Here is a 16,263-nt window from a genome sequence, read left to right on the forward strand (position 1 = left end):
ACGGCGATCGGGTCGATCGGACCGTACGGAACCGAGGCGGCACAGACGTGCGGGCCGCGCGCACCGGCAGGCCCCGGCTCCGGGGCGTGCCACCGATGCGCGAGCAGCGCGTTCTAGGCCTGCGGCGGCAGCGCGGCGATGAACGGGTGGTCCCGCTCGATCAGCCCCAGCTTGCTGGCGCCGCCGGGCGAGCCGAGGTCGTCGAAGAACTCGACGTTCGCCTTGTAGTAGTCCTTCCACTCCTCGGGAGTGTCGTCCTCGTAGAAGATGGCCTCGACCGGGCAGACCGGTTCACAGGCGCCGCAGTCGACGCATTCGTCCGGGTGGATGTACAAGGACCGTCGGCCCTCGTAGATGCAGTCGACCGGGCACTCCTCGATGCACGCCTTGTCCTTCACGTCGACACAAGGCTGCGCGATGACGTAGGTCACGCTGTCGTTCCTCCTCGATTGGGCGCCGGCGGGCCTCCTCAGGCTCCGCCGCCTGGCGCGCGGGAGCGCGGCGTCGTCGATGCCCGCCCCTAGTATCTCCGTTCCCGGGCATGATCCGAACAGGAGGGGTGAACTGACCTGTGGAAATCTCTGCAGCCGGACGTCTCGAGGTCCGCGTCACCGCTGCTGACGTGGGCAAACGAGTCTCCGTACGGAGCTTGATCGAACACGGCTCGCCGGGTGAGAGGTTCACCGACACGGTCGGAGTTCTCACATCATGGGACAACGGTGTGCTGCGAATCACACGGAAGAACGGAGAAAGTGTCCGCATCACGGAATCCGCGCTGGTCGCGGGCAAGGTGATACCGCCCGCACCGGCCCGCAGGCGCGGTCCGGCCGCCTCGTACGAGGAACTGGCCCGGGTCGCCGCGCGGGCGTGGCGGCCGGTGGAGAGCGAGCGGCTGGGCGACTGGGAGCTGAGGGCGGCGGCCGGCTACACGCGCCGGGCCAACTCCGTGCTGCCGCTCGGCGACCCGGGCATGCCCCTGGACGAGGCGCTGGCGGCCGTACGCCGCTGGTACGCCGACCGGGGACTGCCCGCCTACCTCCAGACGGCGACCGGCGCCGCGGGCACGCAGGAGCAGCTGTGCGCGGAGCTGGAACAGCGGGGCTGGACGCGCGAGGTGACCGCCGAACTGTGGATCGGCGGCCTCGCCCCGATCGCCGACCTGGCCGAGGGATCCGGGGTCGCGCTGTCCCGGGAGGCCGACGAGGCGTGGCTCGGGCGCTACCGGCGCAGGGGGGTGAGCGAGGTGGCCCTGAAGGTCCTGGGCAGTGGGCCCTCCGTGTGGTTCGCGACCGTGCCGGGCGACCCCGCGCCCGCCGCGATCGGGCGGTGCGTCGTCGACGGGCGGTGGGCGGGCTTCGCGGCGGTCGAGGTGGACCCGGCACAGCGGCGGCGCGGGCTCGCGACGGCCGTGATGGCGGCGCTGGCCCGGCGGGCGCTCGCCGAGGGCGCGTCGGCCGCGTGGCTCCAGGTCGAGGAGGACAACGCGGAAGCCCGCGCCCTGTACGACAGAATGGGCTTCGCCACACACCACACGTACCACCACTACCGCGCGCCCGGTTCACCGGCTCCGGCAGGTGACGGATCGCCGTGAGAGGGCACTGACCGGTTATGCGCTCCCCCTGCCCCCCGTCCCCGGAACGGTCCGCCGAGCTGCGACGGCGGTTCAGCGAGGAGGCCCGCTCCGAGCAGCCGGATCTGACCACGCTCTGCCTGCTGGTCGGCGCGGAGGCGGACGGCGCGCTGGACGAGGCGGGCATGGACGCCGCGCAGATCGAGCTGGACGCGCTGGCCGGCCGGCTCCCCTACCGGCCCGGCTCCCCGCACGCCTGGGCGACGGCGCTGCGGGAGCTGCTGGGCGAGCGGTGCGGATTCCACGGCACCCCGGACGACTACCGGCGCCTGGAGTCGTCGCTGCTGCACGAGGTACTGCGCCGCCGGCGCGGGCTGCCGATCCTGCTGTCGGTGGTGTGGCTGGAGGTGGCCCGGCGAGCGGGCGCCCCGGTGTACGGGGTCGCGCTCCCCGGACATTTCGTGGTGGGCCTCGGAAAGGCGGAGCAGCAGGTGCTCGTCGACCCCTTCGACGGGGGCCGGGTGCTGACCGGGGCCGATGCGGATCTGCTGGTCGTCGGGGCCACGGGGGCACCGCTGGACGCGTCGATGCTGACGCCGGCCGATCCGCTGGACCTCGTCCTGCGCGTCCTGAACAACATCCGGGCGTGGGCGTCCGCCCGCCCGGAGCGGTCGGACGTGGCGCTGTGGGCGGTGGAACTGTCCCTGCTGCTCCCCTCCCGGCCGGCCCGGCTGCGGTACGAACGGGCCCAGCTGCTGGTGCAGCGCGGTGACTTCGCCGCCGGCGCGGACGAGCTGGAGGCGTACGCCGAGGTGGTGGCCGCGGTGGACGAGCCGGCCGCGGAGCGGATCCGAGGCCAGGCCCGAGCGGCACGGGCCCTGCTCAACTGAGGGCCTGGAGCACCGATCACACACCTCTCTTGACATAGGTATGACTGGGTACCTATTATCTTCCGGTGTCCAGAAGCAGTGCCCCCGAACAGCGCGTCGCGCACGTGAGCTCCGAGCTCGCGGCGTGCCTGCCCGCGCTGCACCGGGCCCTGGACCGGCGGGTGGCGAGCGAGTATCCGCACCCGAAGCCGCCCGAGGGACAGCTCGCGCTGCTGAGGTTCGTCGCCCGGCGTGAGGGCGCCACGGTGCGCGAGGCGGCCGAGGCACTGCTGATGAAGCCCAACAACGTCAGCGCGCTGGTCTCCCAGCTCACGGAGCGGGGAGAACTGGAGCGCCGGCAGGACGGCGCCGACAAGCGCGTCGCCCGCCTCCACCTCACGGAGTCCTCGCGGCAGCGCATCGCCGAGGTGGGCGCTCTCGAACAGAGCCATCTCGGCCGGGCGCTGCAGTCCCTCACCGACGGTGAGCTGGACGCGCTCGGTTCCGCCGTCGGCGCGCTGAAGGCACTGACCCGGCACCTTCACTCAGCGGCCCGCTGACGAGGGCGTCAGCGGCACGGGCACGCGCGTCGAACGTGCGCCCGCGGTGAGGCGTCCGGCTTCCCGCCGCCCTCCTTCCCCCTTCCCCAAGGCAGTCCATCCCCGAGGCGGTGCCGCCTCGGGGCGGTTCCCGTGGGCCGCCCCGAGGCGGCACCGCCCCGCGCACCCGGCTGCCCGACCGCGGCCATGCGCCGTGCGGTTCGTTCGTCCCCCTTTGAGAAAGAAACGGCTCTCTTCATGGCGTCCACACCCGTGGATCACTCCGCCCCCGCCCCCGACACGGCTGCTTCCCCGCAGTCGACGATCGAGCGCCTCCGGGCCAACCCCTGGCTCGCGCTGATCGCGGTGTCGTTCGGCCTGCTCATGGTGCAGCTCGACGGTTCCGTCGTCGCCATCGCCAACCCGGCGATCGGCAAGGACCTCGGGGCCAGCACCGCGGAACTGCAGTGGGTCACCAACTCCTACCTGATCGCGCTCGCCGCCTCGATGATCCTCGGCGGCAAGCTCGGCGACCGCTTCGGCCGGCGCTTCCACTACCTCGTCGGCGTCGGCGGGTTCGTCGTCACCTCGGTCGCGATCGGCCTGGTCGGCAGCATCGAGGGCGTCATCGTCTTCCGTGCCCTGCAGGGTGTGGCGGGCGGCATCCTGATGCCCAACACCCTGGGCATCCTGCGCGCCGTCTTCCCGCCGAAGCGGTTCGCGCTCGCGGTGGGCATCTGGGGCATGGTCTCGGCCGTGTCGACCTCGCTGGGCCCGATCGTCGGCGGTCTGCTCGTCGAGCACGTCGACTGGGAGTCGGTCTTCTTCCTGAACGCGCCGATCGGCGTCGTCGCGCTGCTGTTCAGCATGGCGGTCCTCGCCGAGTCCAAGAACCCCGCCGGCCGGCACCGCTTCGACATCCCCGGCGTCGTCCTGCTCGCCGCGGGCATGGTCGCCCTGGTCTTCGGCATCGTCAAGGGCGAGACCTGGGGCTGGTCCTCCGCCGGAACCCTCGGCGCCATCGCCCTCGGCCTGGCGCTCCTGGTCGTCTTCGGCTGGTACGAGACCCGGCAGGAGCACCCGCTGCTGCCGATGCGCCTGTTCCGCAACCGGTCGCTGACCACCGGCGCGGTCATGACCCTGCTGAACTTCTTCGTGATGCTCGGCGGCATCTTCTTCCTCATGCTGTACCTGCAGAACGTGCGGGGCTACACGCCGGTCGAGGCCGGTATCAGCACGCTGCCGATGTCCATCGCGTCGCTGTTCGCCTCTCCGATCGGCTCCCAGCTGACCGCCCGCTTCGGCGCACGCGTCACGATTCCGCTGGGTCTGGCCCTCTCGGCCGCCGCCATGTTCTCCATGCTCACCTGGACCGTCGACTCGTCCTACGCGACGATGTGGCCGCCGTTCGTCGCGATGGGTCTCGGCGTCGGCATCGTGCTGCCCGCCACCGCCGCCGCGATCATCGGCAACGCGCCGGTCGAGGACGGCGGTGTGGCGTCCGGCCTGCAGTCCACGATGCTGCAGATCGGTGGCGCGCTCGGTACCTCGGTGCTGGTCACCGTGATCGCCGGCCGGGTCGGCTCCTCGCTGTTCGGTGAGCTGACCGCCGCGGGGGTCCCGACGGACACGGCGCACGGCCTGGAGCAGGCCCAGGACGCCGTCACGATGGGCATCGCCCCGGTCACCGGGGACATGTCGGCACAGCTCAGGGCCGCCGTTGTCGAGGGCAGCGGCCAGGCGTTCGTCAACGGTCTGCACGCCGCCGTCACCGTCACCGGCGTCCTGTGCGTCCTCGGTGCCGTGGCCGCCGTCCTCGGCATCAAGAGCCGCTCCGAGGAGGCGAGGAACATGCGTGCCCAGTCGGCGGACGCCGAGGAGCCCGCGGCGGCCGTCGCCGCTCACTGATGCCGCACGCACGACGCGCGCGTGCGTGCGGTCCTCGAGAAGCGGTGCTGCCGGTCGGACTCGGCCCGGCAGCACCGCTTCCGTGTCTTCGCGGACCGCCCCGCGGCGCGCGGGCCGGGGCGGACGCTGGGATTCTGGGAGGTGAGGCGCCGTGCGTGACGCGGCCGACGACGGGTGGTGAGCGCCATGGCCATCGACGACGTCCCGGAGCGGGACACCCCCGGACTCCCCGGGGTCGATCCCCGGGGGGACCCGTTCCTGCGGACCCGGTACGCCGTCCCCCCGAGACCGGTCACGTTCCTGCGCCGGGAGCGCCTGATCCGGCACCTCGACGGTGCCCTCGCCACACCTCTGACGATCGTCAACGGGGCGGCGGGAGCCGGCAAGACCCTGCTCGTCGCGGACTGGGCGGTCGGCCTCGGCCGGCCCGTGGCCTGGTTCACCACCGACGCGCCGGATCTGCGTCCCGGCGTGTTCTGGGCGTACGTCCTGCGGGCCCTGCACACCGCCGGGGCGCCGGTCCCCGTGGCGGTGGGCTGTCCCGCCGACCCGAGCCGGGTGGACGAGGTGCTGCTGAACCGGCTGGCCGCCGAACTGAGCGGCCCGACGGCGGCGCGGCGGCCGGCGGTCCTCGTGCTCGACGAGTTCGACCGGGTCGCCGCGCCGGAGACGGCCGCCCAGTTGGACTTCGTCCTGCGGCACGCGGGAGGGGGCCTGCGTCTGGTCGTGGTGTCCCGTACGGAACCGCTGCTGCCGCTGCACCGCTACCGGGCCGCCGGGGAGCTGACGGAGATCCGGGACGCGGAACTGGCGTTCACCGCGCGGGAGGCGGGCGAACTCCTCGACCGGCACGGACTGTCCCTGCCCGCGCCCGTCGCGAACGCCCTCGTGGACCGTACCCGGGGGTGGGCCGCCGGGCTGCGGCTGTGCGCGCTGGCCGCGCGGGAGAGCCCCGACCCGGAGACGTACCTGAAGGAGTTCGAGGCCGGGCAGAGCACGGTGGCCGACTTCCTGCTGGCCGAGGTGCTGAACATCCAGCCGCCCGACACGCAGGACCTGCTGCTGCGGGTCAGTGTCCTGGAGCGGTTCTGCCCCGACCTCGCGAACGCGCTGACGGGGCGCTCCGACGCCGGGCCCGTACTGCACTGGCTGCACCACCGCAACGCCTTCGTGCAGCACCTCGGGCACTCCTGGTACGGCCTGCACCCGTTGTTCGCGGAGATCCTGCGGGCCCATCTGGCGGTGCGGTGCCCCGGTCTGGCACCAGAACTGCACCGGCGGGCCGCGCGCTGGCTGAAGGACGCGGGATTCCTGCCGGAGACGCTCGTCCACGGCGCCGCCGCCGGCGACTGGGACTTCGCCGCCGGCACCCTGGTCTCCGATCTGGCCATCGGCCAGCTGTTCACCGGGCTGCGCTCGGCCGGTCTGGACGACCTGTTCTCCCGTATGGCGCCCGACGCGACGGGCCCCGCGCCGGAACTCGTACGAGCGGCCCGCGACCTCGCCCGCGGCGATCTGGACCGGGGGCCGGCCCATCTGGAGCGCGCCGGGAGGCAACTGGCCGAGGGGGCCGCGGACCCGGCGGCGGCGCAGCTGTGCTGGGCGCTGCTGGAGGTGCTGACGGCCCGGCTGACGGGGTCCTCGGCACGTGCGGAGCGGGCCGCCCGGCTGGCCGGGGAACTGCGCGGTGCCGTACCCGCCGACCTGCTGGACCGGCATCCCGAGCTCACCGCGCTGCTGCTGACCCATCTGGGCTCGGCTCGGCTGTGGGCGGGCCGTTTCGAGGACGCCCGGACGGCCCTGACCGCGGCCGCCACCGGGCCCGAGGGGGCGTCGACCGCGCTGCCCAGGGAGGACGCCCTGGCCCAGCTCGCACTGATCGACCAGCTCAACGGCTGGCCCGGCCGGGCGGAGCACAAGGCGTCCCAGGCCCTGGCCGAGACCGCGCGGTACAGCCTTCCCGGCCCTCCCGGCACCGGCATGGAGCGGCTGGTGCTGGCGGCGGTGGCGGTGGACCGCGACGAGCTGGACCGGGCACAGGAACTGCTCGACAAGGCGGTCGCCCCCGCGGAGGGGGATGTCTCGCACGACCCGGTGGCGCTGGCGGGGCGGGCCGTCGCCACGGCCCGGCTGCTGCTGGCCCGCGGTGATGCGCGTGCCGCCGTCCGGGCGGCCCGGCCGGACGTCACCGCCGAGGTGCCCTCCCCCTGGTTGCGGGGCCACGCGGCGCTGGTGGAGGCCGCCGCGCACCTGGCCGAGGGACGGCCCGAGGCGGTCGCCGAGGCGCTCCACGAGGTGCCTCTCGACCAGCCTGCCTGTGTCGTGGAGGCCGCCAGGATGCAGCTCGCCGCGGGCCGTCCCGGTGAGGCGGCCGAACTCCTCCACGCGCTGCGCGACGCGGGCCGCACCGGCCCCGGCGTGTCCGTGCGGGCCGCACTGGTGCGTGCCTGGAACGGGCACCTGGCGGAGGACCCGGCCACCACCCGCCGGTGGCTCGCCGTGGCGCTGCGCGGCGCCCGGCACGGGCATCTGCGCCGCCCCTTCGTGGACGCCGGGCCGTGGATCGCACCGCTGCTGGACACGGACCCGCTGCGGGGGCTGGCCGCGGGCTGGCTCGTCACCGGCTCCACCGACGTGCCGCCGCCCGCCGTGCCGCCCGTGGTGGAGGAGCTGAGCGGCCGGGAGCGGGACGTGCTGCGGCGGCTGGCGCGGATGATGACGACCGAGGAGATCGCCGCCGACCTGTACGTGTCGGTCAACACGGTGAAGACCCACCTCAAGAGCGTCTACCGGAAGCTCGACGTCAACCGCCGCGCCGACGCCGTACGCCGGGCCCGCGACCTGCGGCTGCTGTGAGCACGGCCGCCCCGCGCGCGCCGCTCACCTGCCACGGGTGAGGGCGGGGCGGCGGGGCGGGGTGACGATCGCAGGGTGGCAGCACCTCTGCCGCCGCTCCCGAGCCGTGGGAGGAGGGGCGCATGCAGTACGAGATCCGCGTCGACGGACACATGTCGGACACGCTGACCGAGACCTTCCCCGAGCTGGACCACGTCGTGATGCGGGGCCAGACCGTGCTGTTCGGCCAGGTCGTCGACGAAGCACACCTGTACGGGCTCCTGGCGCGCCTGCGCTCCCTGGGCCTCCGCGTGGTCGAGATGCGCCCGACCCCCCGCTGACGCCCGCGCGTCAGAGGCTCTCGGCGGAGAGGCGGCCGGAGCGTACGGCGGTCGCGAGCTGCTCGAAGTCCCGCTCGTTGCGGTCGGCGTAGGCCTGGCCGAAGTCGGGGAGGGCCCGGTCGAAACGGTCGCTCGTGCCCAGGTAGGCGGCGATCGCGAGGGGGTCGCCGGAGCGGGCGTGGGCGCGGGCCAGACTGCCTCCGCACCAGCCCCCGAAGAGGGCGAGCGTCCCGGCGTCCATGGTCTCCGGACGCGCGATGCCCTTCCAGTCCCGCAGCTGGCGCACGTAGAAGTCCCGTTCCCTGTCGTCCAGGCCCCGTACGCGGGCCCAGCCCAGGAAGATGTCACTGGTCGTCTGGATCAGGCGCTGCCCGGTCACCACGCGGCGGCCCTGGTTGTCGAAGCGTTCGCCGTCCGTGTACGGCGCGAGCACCGACTCCTGCGCCTCCTTGGCCTGGAGCAGCAGTGGATCGTCGTCGTCCCGGCCGAGCAGGAGCAGGATCCAGCAGCGGGTGCCGACGCTGCCGACGCCGACCACCTTGCGGGCCGTGTCCACGATCCGGTACCGGCGGAGCAGATGCCGGCGCTCGGAGGACAGGGTGTCCGCGTATCCCTCGAAGACGGAGCGCAGTTCGCTCTCCTCGTCGCGTCCGGGCACGTCGGCCAGCAGGTCGCGCAGCGGGGTGATCAGGGGCGGGTCCGGGGTGATCCGCCGGCCCTCGGGGGTGAGCCGGGTGAGCCGGTCGACGGCCTGGACGTAGGTGTGGGCGCGGGCCCGCTCGGCGGCCCGTTCGGTACGGCGCCGGACGGACCGGTCGAGGGAGGAGGCGAGGAGTTCCCGCATCCGGTCGACGTCGTCCTGGGCGTACCAGATGTCCAGGGTGCGCATGCCGGCGAAGCTCCGCATCCGTTCGCGGTACGCCCGCACGCAGGCGATGACCGCCTTGTTCTGCTCCCGCTCGGAGAAGCCGTTGGCGCGGCCCGCGATGACGAGGCTGGCGGCGAGCCGTTTGACGTCCCATTCGAAGGGGCCGGGGAAGGTCTCGTCGAAGTCGTTGATGTCGAAGACGAGATGCCGTTCCGGCGAGGCCAGCAACCGGAAGTTCAGCAGGTGCGCGTCGCCGCACAGCTGCACCTCCAGCCCGCTGTGCGGCAGCGTGGCGAGGTCGGCGGCCATGATCGCGGCGGCGCCCCGGTAGAAGCGGAACGGCGACTCCAGCATGCGCCCGTACCGGATCGGGACCAGTTCGGGCACCCGCGTGGCCGACTGGCGCGCGAGCACGTCGACCGGGTCGAAGCGGTCGGGGCCGGGGGCGAACAGGACGTGCGCCGAGCGGGGGACGCGTTTGCGGGCCGTCCGGCCCCGCTCGGCCCGTTCGGCCGGTGAGAGGGCCGCGGCGACGGCGCTCGGTGCGGTCATGGTCCGGCCTCCTGGCTTCGGCTGGCTTCGGCGTACGCCCGTTCTCCAGCGCACCGCACTCCGGACCCGGCCGGGATCACCCGTCGGGGGTGAGGCGGCACGGTCGCCGTCATGGGCAGCCTGGAACCGGCGCGCATCCCCGCGCCGGACGGAGGAGAGCCATGAGCCCCGCGACGTACCTCGCGTACGACTACCCCCTGCTCGGAGCCTTCTGGACCATGCTGCTGCTGTTCCTGTGGGTCATGTGGTTCGTGCTGCTGTTCCGGGTCGTCGTCGACGTCTTCCGGGACGACTCGCTGAGCGGCTGGGCCAAGACCGGCTGGATGATCTTCGTCATCGTGCTGCCCTTCGTCGGCGTGTTCGTCTACGTCATCGCCCGCGGCAAGAACATGGGCCGCCGGGAGATCGCTCAGGCCCGCGCGCAGCAGGAGGCGTTCGACAGCTACATCCGGGAGACCGCGGCGGGCCACGGCACGCAGACCGGCACCGCCGACGAACTGCACCGGCTGTCCGAGATCCGCTCGCGCGGCGACCTCACCGACGAGGAGTTCGACCGGGCCAAGCAACTGGTGCTGAGCGGCCACGGCTCCGGGCACGCCCGCTGACCCGCACCGGCCCCGCACCGGACCCGCACCGACGCCCCGGACCCCGACCGCACACGACGGAATGAGGTGGCGGCATGACCGCACACGCCCCGCACGCACACGCACACGCACGCACACCGTCCGCGAAACACCAGGTGGCAGGCGGATTGACCGTCCTCGGCGGCGTCATGCTGCTGCTCACGGGGATCCTCGACATCGTCCGGGGAATCTCCGGGATCGCCCAGGACGACATCTTCGTCACCACGCAGAACTACGTCTTCAAGTTCGATCTCACGTCCTGGGGCTGGATCCATCTGATCCTGGGTGCGGTCGCCGTACTCATCAGCATGGGACTCTTCCGGGCCAGGACCTGGGCGCGGGTGGCCGGTGTGGCGATCGGCGGGCTCATCATGATCGCCAACTTCATGTCGCTGCCGTACTACCCGGTCTGGTCGGTCGTGATGATCGCCCTCTCCGGCTTCATGATCTGGGCCCTGTGCCTGGTACGTCCCGGGGACGTCTGAGGCAGCCGCTCGCCCGGAGCGTGCCGGGCGGCACCCGGCCCCGGCCGCCGCACGACGGCCGCCGCGCGGCGGACAGCGTGCGGCGGCCGGGGCCGGTCCACGTCAGCTAGGGTCGGTCTCGATGACGGCGACGCGGTCGCTGGTGCTCAGCAGCGCGGGGCGCAGGGCGCCGATCACGTCCTCGACGGTGACCGGGGTCTTCTCCCCGTTGCCGCGGGTGATCAGGACGCCGTCGAAAGTGTCGCCGTAGAGCTCCTCGAGCGCCTTCCGGTCGTAGTACTCGACCAGCTTGCCGTCCTGCGCCTTGACGCCGAGGAACTTCCAGAGCGATTTCTCCGGGCTGAAGGCGATGGTGTGCGCGGCGTCGGTCTGGACCGTGACCAGGTCGGACATCGCCGGCTGGGCGAACTCCTTCATCATCCGGTCGACCTCGGCCTTGGAGACCGCGGGTTCCCGGGTGGTGGTCGGGACCTTCACCGGGGACGAGGAACCGGTCTCCACCTGGGTCCGGTACGCCTGCTCGACCGCGTCGATCGACTTGTCGACGTCGATGCCCGCGCCGGGCTTGCCGTAGACGGCGACGGCCTTGCCGGACTCGAAGGTGATCGTGCCGTCGTTGGCGGAGCCGCCGCCCGCGGCCTCCAGGGCGGCGTGCAGCTTCTCCTCGTCGACGGGGATGACGGGGTCGACGACGCGGCTGTTGCCGAAGAGCGAACCGATCACGGAGACCGGGTTGTAGTCGCTCTTCGCCGCGGCGCCGACGGTGGCGTCGGTGTCGAGCTGCAGTCCGGCGTTGTCCGGCTGCAGTGCGACGGTCTTGTCGCCGACGGTCAGCTCGAGCGGCTTGTTCAACCGCTCGGCGAGGGCCTTGTCGAGCGTCTTCACGGCCTCGTCGCGGGTGCCGCCGCCGATGTCGACGCCGAGCACGGTGGTGCCCTTGGGCACGTCGGAGTGGTTCATCAGCAGGCCGGCGCCGTAGGCGACCCCGATGAGGAGGACCACGCCGCCGCCGATCAGGGCGAGCTTGTTGCGCCCCTTCTTCTTCGGCTGCTTCGAGGACGTCGCCGGGGGCGGGGCCGGGGTGACCGGTGCGGGGAACCTGGAGGGCGTGAGCGGGCCGCGGCCACCGGCGGGGGTGTCCGCGTCGAAGGCCGCGCTCGCCGGGACGACCGGGGCGTTCCTGGTGCCGGTGTACCCGGAGACGTCGTCGTGACGGGCGCCGTAGCCCGGGGCCTCCTGGTCGGGGGCGTGCATCTGCGGGGTGAGGCTCGCGGTGTCGTCACTCAGCCCGCCGCCTGCACCGCCCGCGCCGTGGGGGCCGCTGCCGCGCGGCGGGACCATCGGCCCCTGGCCGGTGACCGGACCGGTCGTGGGCCCCTCGGGCCCACCCTGGTACAGCGCCGACCTGGACTGGCCGGGCGGCCCGAACGGACCGGACGGGCTGGAGGGGCTGGACGCACCGGGCTGCTCGGGAGGTCCGGAGTGCCCGGCCTGGCCGCCGCCGGCCAGCGCCTCGGTCACGTCGAAGGAACCGGTGCCGCCGCCGTGCCCGGGGGCCACCGGGCCGCCGGTCGCGCCGGAGAACCCGCCGGCCCCGGCACCGGGTGCGGAACCGTTCGTGCCGGCGAGGCCGCCGGGCCGGGCGCCGCCGCTCGTCACGCTCATGCCGCCGACCACGCCGGCCGGACGTCCACCCGGCCGCGCAGCACCGGGCGCACCGGCGCCGGAAGCACCGGAGGGGCCGCCCCCGGGCGCCGCGGAACCCGAACCGCTCGGCACACCCGCCCCGTTGCCGGAGCCGCCGCCCGTACCGCCCTTGCCCGCACCGGACTTGCGGGGCGCGAACCAGTCACTGGTCGGCTTCTCCGCCGGGGCCGACTGCTGCGGGGCCGCCTGCCGCGGGACCAACTGCCCGGAGCCGCCGGACTGCGCGCCCGGAGCCGCCACGGCGGGCGGCTCGCCGGAACCGGGGCCGGTGCCCGCGGGCCCGGGTGCACCGGGCGCCGACGCCTGCCCTTCGACACGGGTGTCGGACTGGGTGCCGCCGTCGTCCGCGCCCTCGCCGTCCGTGACGGGCTTGCGCACGACGACCGGCGGAATGGGCCTCGATCCGGGGATGTTGATCCGGATTCTGGTCGTCAGGGTGGTCTCGGTCTTGCGTTCGTCCGGACGCCGTTCGCCCGACCGCGCGGCCGGACGGCCCGCGGCCGTCGCCTCGTCCGGAACCGCCGGAATCCCGTAGGGCGGAGTGCCCGACGGGTACGCGGCTCCGCCGCGCCCGTCGGGCCCGGTGGACGGAGTGTCAGTTTCACGACTCAAGGCAGGTTCTCCCGGTTGGCTCCGCCGCCCGTCACGACCTCACGGTGGGGTCCCCCCCAACTCGACCGGAGCCGAGAGTTCGGGGAGGCCCAGCGGCGCGCGCACCACCATACTGGCCGCATCCGGCCCGTTTCTCAGGACCGCCGGGGAAACCCGCACGGGACCCGCACGCGCGTACCGCGGCGAAGTGGTACGTCACTTCCCAAGTCGGACGGTGCGGCCGTCCGGTTGCCGCACCGGCGCGAGGGTGGCGCAGATCACAGCGACGGCGATGCCGCCGAGCAGGAAGAGGTAGGAGCCGGCTCCCGCGGCGAACAGGAAGTCACCCTCCGGGCGGCTGGCGGTGAGCAGGAGGACGACGATCACCCAGCCGCCGGCGGCCGACGCGGCCCCGGCCCGGCTGCGAAGGGCGAGGCCCGCGCCGAGACAGAGCCCGGCCTCGCCCGCGAGGGCGAGCAGCAGCCCGCCCGGGAACCAGGCGGGCTGCACCAGCGCCCCGGCCACACCGACCACGGCGCCGAGGAGGAACAGCCCCAGGCAGGCGGCGAGCCGCCCGGCGGAGGGCGGTCGCAGCGGCTGGGCCAGCACCGAGGTGGACCGGCCCCGGTCGCTCCGGTCGCTCACGACGCCTCCCCCGCACCGGCTCCGGCGCCCACTCCCGCGAACAGGTCGTTCTCCCGGCCGACGGAGCGTTCTCCGCGCACCAACTCGTAGTACTCGGTGGTGAACAGCGGCTGCGCGAGTTCGTTGGAGAGCATGAAGTACGGCTCGGCCACCGTGATCTGGGTGGCGTGCGCGCGCATCGCGGCGGCCTTGGCGGCGGCGTACGCCGTGCCGTCGACCTCGGCGGTGACGTGCACGTCGGAGACGACACCGGGTACGTCACCGATGCTGCCCGCCTTCTCGAACGGCAGCCCGGGCAGTTCCTCGTCCAGACGCGCGAAGGCCGCCTCGGCGACGGAACGGGGCACCCGGTTCCAGTACACCTTGGGAACGTCCCACCCGTCCCGGCCGTCCCCCGCGGCCAGCTCGACGGCGCGCATGGCGACGCGGTGCGCCTGGATGTGGTCGGGGTGCCCGTAGCCGCCGCGCTCGTCGTACGTGACGAGCACCTGGGGCCGGACCTCGCGGATCACCTCGGCGAGCAGACCGGCGGCCTGGTCGACGTCGGCCTGCCAGAAACATCCGGGGTCGCCGTTGTCGGGCAGGCCCATCATCCCGGAGTCGCTGTAGCGCCCGGCGCCGCCGAGCAGCCGGAAGTCCTCGACACCGAGCGCGCGCATCGCCTCGGCCAGCTCACCCATCCGGTGCTGCCCGAGGGCGGCACCGCTCAGGTGGGCCAGCTCGGGCGGAATGACCTCGCCACGCTCACCGAGCGTGCAGGTGACCAGCGTCACGTGCACGCCCTCGGCGGCGTACCGGGCCATGGTGGCGCCGTTGTTGATCGACTCGTCGTCCGGATGAGCGTGCACGAGCATCATCCGCCGAGCGGAGCGAGATGGGGGTCCCCCCGGTTGGAGGCTGGGGGAGGGCAGTTCCGTCATGGGGCCAGCCTACGAGTCGCCCGGCCGCCCCGCGGGCACGGCGCCGCCCCACCCCTCCGGGTCCCCGCCCCGCCCCACCGAACACCCACCACGGCCCGCCCCCTGCCGGGCGGGAGTACCGTGAAGACATCGGGAGAATCGTCGCCGTCGGCTCGAGTGCCGTGGCCGCTCCCGATCGAGGAGAGGGCCGGAGGTGATCGCCCGTGATCATGAGGCGTATGCCCGGCGAGAGGGCCCGTGCCCAGCGCTGACGAGTCCTCCCGGAGCCCGGTCGGAGCGGTCGGAAGGATCACCGTGGGGATTCCTCCGGACGGACCGGGTGAGGTCCTGGTGGCTGTGCGCGGGGGCTCGGAGACCTACGCGGCGTGGTCGCGTACCAACACCCCCCTCGCGAGAAACGCACGGGTCGTGGTCGTCGACTCCCTCTCGGCACGTTCGGTGATCGTCGAACCGCTGCCGGCCTGAACGGTGAACGGTCCCGAACAGCCCTGAACGGCCCTGCAAAGGTCTTGAAAACATGTCGCGTCCCGCTGCTCGACGGGAGTTCTCTCATGCTGTTCTGGCAGGTCCCCGCGCCCAATGAGGCCATGCTCATATCCGGCACGAAACGGCAGGCGCAGGAGACTCAGTTCCGTATCGTCACAGGTCACGGCAGTTTCGTCCTGCCGGTGAAGCAGAAGGCCCGCATGCTGTCCCTGGCGCTGCGGGAAGCGGAGATCGCGGAGGACTGCGTCACCCAGCAGGGCATCCAGCTGCATGTGCGCGCGGTCTGCGTGTTCAAGGTCGGCGACGACGCGGTCTCGATCGCCAACGCGGCCCGCCGCTTCCTCTCCGAACAGGAACAGATGGAGGAGCTCGTCGGCCGGATCTTCGCCGGACACCTCAGGTCCATCGTCGGCGGACTGACCGTCGAGCAGATCATCCGGGAACGCGACCGGGTCGCCCAGGAGGTGATGGCGGGCAGTCACAGCGAGATGGAGAAACTCGGCATCGTCGTCGACGCGCTCCAGATCCAGGAGATCGAGGACGCCACCGGCTACATCAACAACCTCGCCGCCCCGCACGCCGCCGCGGTCGCCAGCCAGGCGCGGATCGCCCAGGCCAAGGCCGACCAGGAGGCGACCGAACGCGAACAGCAGGCGGCCGCCCTCAAGGCGGAGTACGAGCGGGACACCGCGATCAAGCGGGCCGGGTTCCTCGCCGAGACCGAGCAGTCCAAGGCCCGGGCCGCCCAGGCCGGCCCGCTCGCCGAGGCCACGGCGTCCCACGAGGTCATCGAGGAACAGACCGCGCTCGCCAAGCGCCGGGCCGAACTGGCGGCCCAGCGCCTCGAAGGAGAGGTCAGGCGCCCGGCGGACGCCGAGGCGTACCGGCAGCGCACCCTGGCCGAAGCCGCCCGGGACAAGGCCAAGTTCGAGGCGGACGGCAACGCCTACGCCGAGCGGACCCTCGCGCAGGCCCAGGCCGACGCGAACACCGCCCGCGCCCGCTCGCTGCGCGACGGCAACCAGGAACTGATCGCCGCCAACCGTGTGGTGGAGAACCTGCCGGCCCTCGCCGACGCGGCCGCCCGCGGTATGTCGGGCGCCCACCTCACCGTCCTCAACGGCACCGAGGGCGTCAACCAGATGGCCACGGGCCTGGTGAGCCAGGGCCTGGCCATCCTCGACGCCCTCCAGAACACGAAGGACCCCACCGTCAACGGAAAGAGCAACCTGCGCATCCCCGGCCCGACCCCGTAGCGGCAGGGGCGGGCCCGTTGACGGCCTGCGGCCGGGAGGCTTCGCTCACGCACGCCCCGCGCCCGCCC

At 73.2% G+C, this 16,263-nt stretch carries 15 protein-coding genes; 10 read left to right on the forward strand and 5 right to left on the reverse strand.

Annotated features, from left to right (window positions below; all coding sequences use genetic code 11):
• Positions 1-113: 113 nt before the first annotated feature.
• Positions 114-431 (reverse strand): ferredoxin, encoded by a 318-nt coding sequence (fdxA, locus tag AB0I73_RS21600; RefSeq protein WP_042172700.1) that lies wholly within the window; start codon positions 429-431, stop codon positions 114-116.
• A gap of 140 nt (positions 432-571) precedes the next feature.
• Here fdxA and AB0I73_RS21605 point away from each other — a divergent pair, with 140 nt between their 5' ends.
• The 6 genes from AB0I73_RS21605 to AB0I73_RS21630 all read left to right on the forward strand — a co-directional run bounded on the left by AB0I73_RS21605 (position 572) and on the right by AB0I73_RS21630 (position 8,062).
• A complete protein-coding gene (locus AB0I73_RS21605; protein WP_363039665.1) occupies positions 572-1,591 on the forward strand; it encodes a GNAT family N-acetyltransferase in 1,020 nt (339 codons plus the stop codon).
• A 17-nt stretch (positions 1,592-1,608) separates the two neighbouring features.
• Positions 1,609-2,460 (forward strand): transglutaminase-like domain-containing protein, encoded by an 852-nt coding sequence (locus tag AB0I73_RS21610; protein ID WP_363039667.1) that lies wholly within the window; start codon positions 1,609-1,611, stop codon positions 2,458-2,460.
• A 65-nt stretch (positions 2,461-2,525) separates the two neighbouring features.
• On the forward strand, positions 2,526-2,999 hold the full coding sequence (locus AB0I73_RS21615; protein WP_363039669.1) for a MarR family transcriptional regulator: 474 nt from the start codon (positions 2,526-2,528) through the stop codon (positions 2,997-2,999).
• A 237-nt stretch (positions 3,000-3,236) separates the two neighbouring features.
• Positions 3,237-4,886: an MFS transporter gene (locus AB0I73_RS21620; RefSeq protein ID WP_363039671.1), complete on the forward strand. Its 1,650-nt coding sequence runs from the start codon at positions 3,237-3,239 to the stop codon at positions 4,884-4,886.
• A 186-nt stretch (positions 4,887-5,072) separates the two neighbouring features.
• Positions 5,073-7,742 (forward strand): LuxR C-terminal-related transcriptional regulator, encoded by a 2,670-nt coding sequence (locus tag AB0I73_RS21625; protein WP_363039673.1) that lies wholly within the window; start codon positions 5,073-5,075, stop codon positions 7,740-7,742.
• 122 nt (positions 7,743-7,864) lie between these two features.
• A complete protein-coding gene (locus tag AB0I73_RS21630; protein WP_109376853.1) occupies positions 7,865-8,062 on the forward strand; it encodes a hypothetical protein in 198 nt (65 codons plus the stop codon).
• Positions 8,063-8,072: 10 nt separating this feature from the next.
• Here the strand turns inward: AB0I73_RS21630 and AB0I73_RS21635 are convergent, their stop codons facing one another.
• Positions 8,073-9,482, reverse strand: a complete 1,410-nt coding sequence (locus AB0I73_RS21635) for a DUF2252 domain-containing protein (protein ID WP_363039675.1) — start codon at positions 9,480-9,482, stop codon at positions 8,073-8,075.
• Positions 9,483-9,643: 161 nt separating this feature from the next.
• Here AB0I73_RS21635 and AB0I73_RS21640 point away from each other — a divergent pair, with 161 nt between their 5' ends.
• Together AB0I73_RS21640 and AB0I73_RS21645 are read left to right on the forward strand one after the other, a co-directional pair.
• A complete protein-coding gene (locus tag AB0I73_RS21640; protein ID WP_363039677.1) occupies positions 9,644-10,087 on the forward strand; it encodes an SHOCT domain-containing protein in 444 nt (147 codons plus the stop codon).
• 74 nt (positions 10,088-10,161) lie between these two features.
• Entirely contained in the window at positions 10,162-10,590 is a 429-nt protein-coding gene (locus tag AB0I73_RS21645; protein ID WP_363039679.1) for a hypothetical protein, read from the forward strand.
• A gap of 102 nt (positions 10,591-10,692) precedes the next feature.
• Here AB0I73_RS21645 and AB0I73_RS21650 read toward each other — a convergent pair whose 3' ends face one another.
• From AB0I73_RS21650 to mshB, 3 genes are all read right to left on the reverse strand, one after another.
• A complete protein-coding gene (locus tag AB0I73_RS21650; protein WP_363039681.1) occupies positions 10,693-12,909 on the reverse strand; it encodes a hypothetical protein in 2,217 nt (738 codons plus the stop codon).
• 195 nt (positions 12,910-13,104) lie between these two features.
• A complete protein-coding gene (locus AB0I73_RS21655; RefSeq protein WP_363039683.1) occupies positions 13,105-13,533 on the reverse strand; it encodes a DUF6113 family protein in 429 nt (142 codons plus the stop codon).
• Positions 13,530-14,453 carry an N-acetyl-1-D-myo-inositol-2-amino-2-deoxy-alpha-D-glucopyranoside deacetylase gene (gene mshB / locus AB0I73_RS21660; RefSeq protein WP_363039685.1) on the reverse strand — a complete coding sequence of 308 codons (924 nt, stop codon included), beginning with the start codon at positions 14,451-14,453 and terminating at the stop codon, positions 13,530-13,532. The genes AB0I73_RS21655 and mshB overlap by 4 nt, the downstream gene beginning before the upstream one ends.
• A gap of 294 nt (positions 14,454-14,747) precedes the next feature.
• Here mshB and AB0I73_RS21665 point away from each other — a divergent pair, with 294 nt between their 5' ends.
• Both AB0I73_RS21665 and AB0I73_RS21670 read left to right on the forward strand, forming a co-directional pair.
• Positions 14,748-14,918, forward strand: coding sequence for a hypothetical protein (locus tag AB0I73_RS21665; protein ID WP_363039687.1), 171 nt, complete (start codon positions 14,748-14,750; stop codon positions 14,916-14,918).
• Positions 14,919-15,004: 86 nt separating this feature from the next.
• A complete protein-coding gene (locus AB0I73_RS21670; RefSeq protein WP_363039688.1) occupies positions 15,005-16,195 on the forward strand; it encodes an SPFH domain-containing protein in 1,191 nt (396 codons plus the stop codon).
• Positions 16,196-16,263: the final 68 nt, after the last annotated feature.

It is taken from the genome of Streptomyces sp. NPDC050388 (assembly GCF_040655635.1).
Lineage (GTDB): Bacteria > Actinomycetota > Actinomycetes > Streptomycetales > Streptomycetaceae > Streptomyces.

Bases quoted from the DNA above. Each gene is read 5' to 3' on its own strand.
- AB0I73_RS21625 (WP_363039673.1), top strand. From the start codon at position 5,073: ATGGCCATCGACGACGTCCCGGAGCGGGACACCCCCGGACTCCCCGGG.
- AB0I73_RS21610 (WP_363039667.1), top strand. From the start codon at position 1,609: ATGCGCTCCCCCTGCCCCCCGTCCCCGGAACGGTCCGCCGAGCTGCGA.
- AB0I73_RS21630 (WP_109376853.1), top strand. From the start codon at position 7,865: ATGCAGTACGAGATCCGCGTCGACGGACACATGTCGGACACGCTGACC.
- mshB (WP_363039685.1), bottom strand. From the start codon at position 14,453: ATGACGGAACTGCCCTCCCCCAGCCTCCAACCGGGGGGACCCCCATCT.
- AB0I73_RS21640 (WP_363039677.1), top strand. From the start codon at position 9,644: ATGAGCCCCGCGACGTACCTCGCGTACGACTACCCCCTGCTCGGAGCC.
- AB0I73_RS21620 (WP_363039671.1), top strand. From the start codon at position 3,237: ATGGCGTCCACACCCGTGGATCACTCCGCCCCCGCCCCCGACACGGCT.
- AB0I73_RS21670 (WP_363039688.1), top strand. From the start codon at position 15,005: ATGCTGTTCTGGCAGGTCCCCGCGCCCAATGAGGCCATGCTCATATCC.
- AB0I73_RS21635 (WP_363039675.1), bottom strand. From the start codon at position 9,482: ATGACCGCACCGAGCGCCGTCGCCGCGGCCCTCTCACCGGCCGAACGG.
- AB0I73_RS21645 (WP_363039679.1), top strand. From the start codon at position 10,162: ATGACCGCACACGCCCCGCACGCACACGCACACGCACGCACACCGTCC.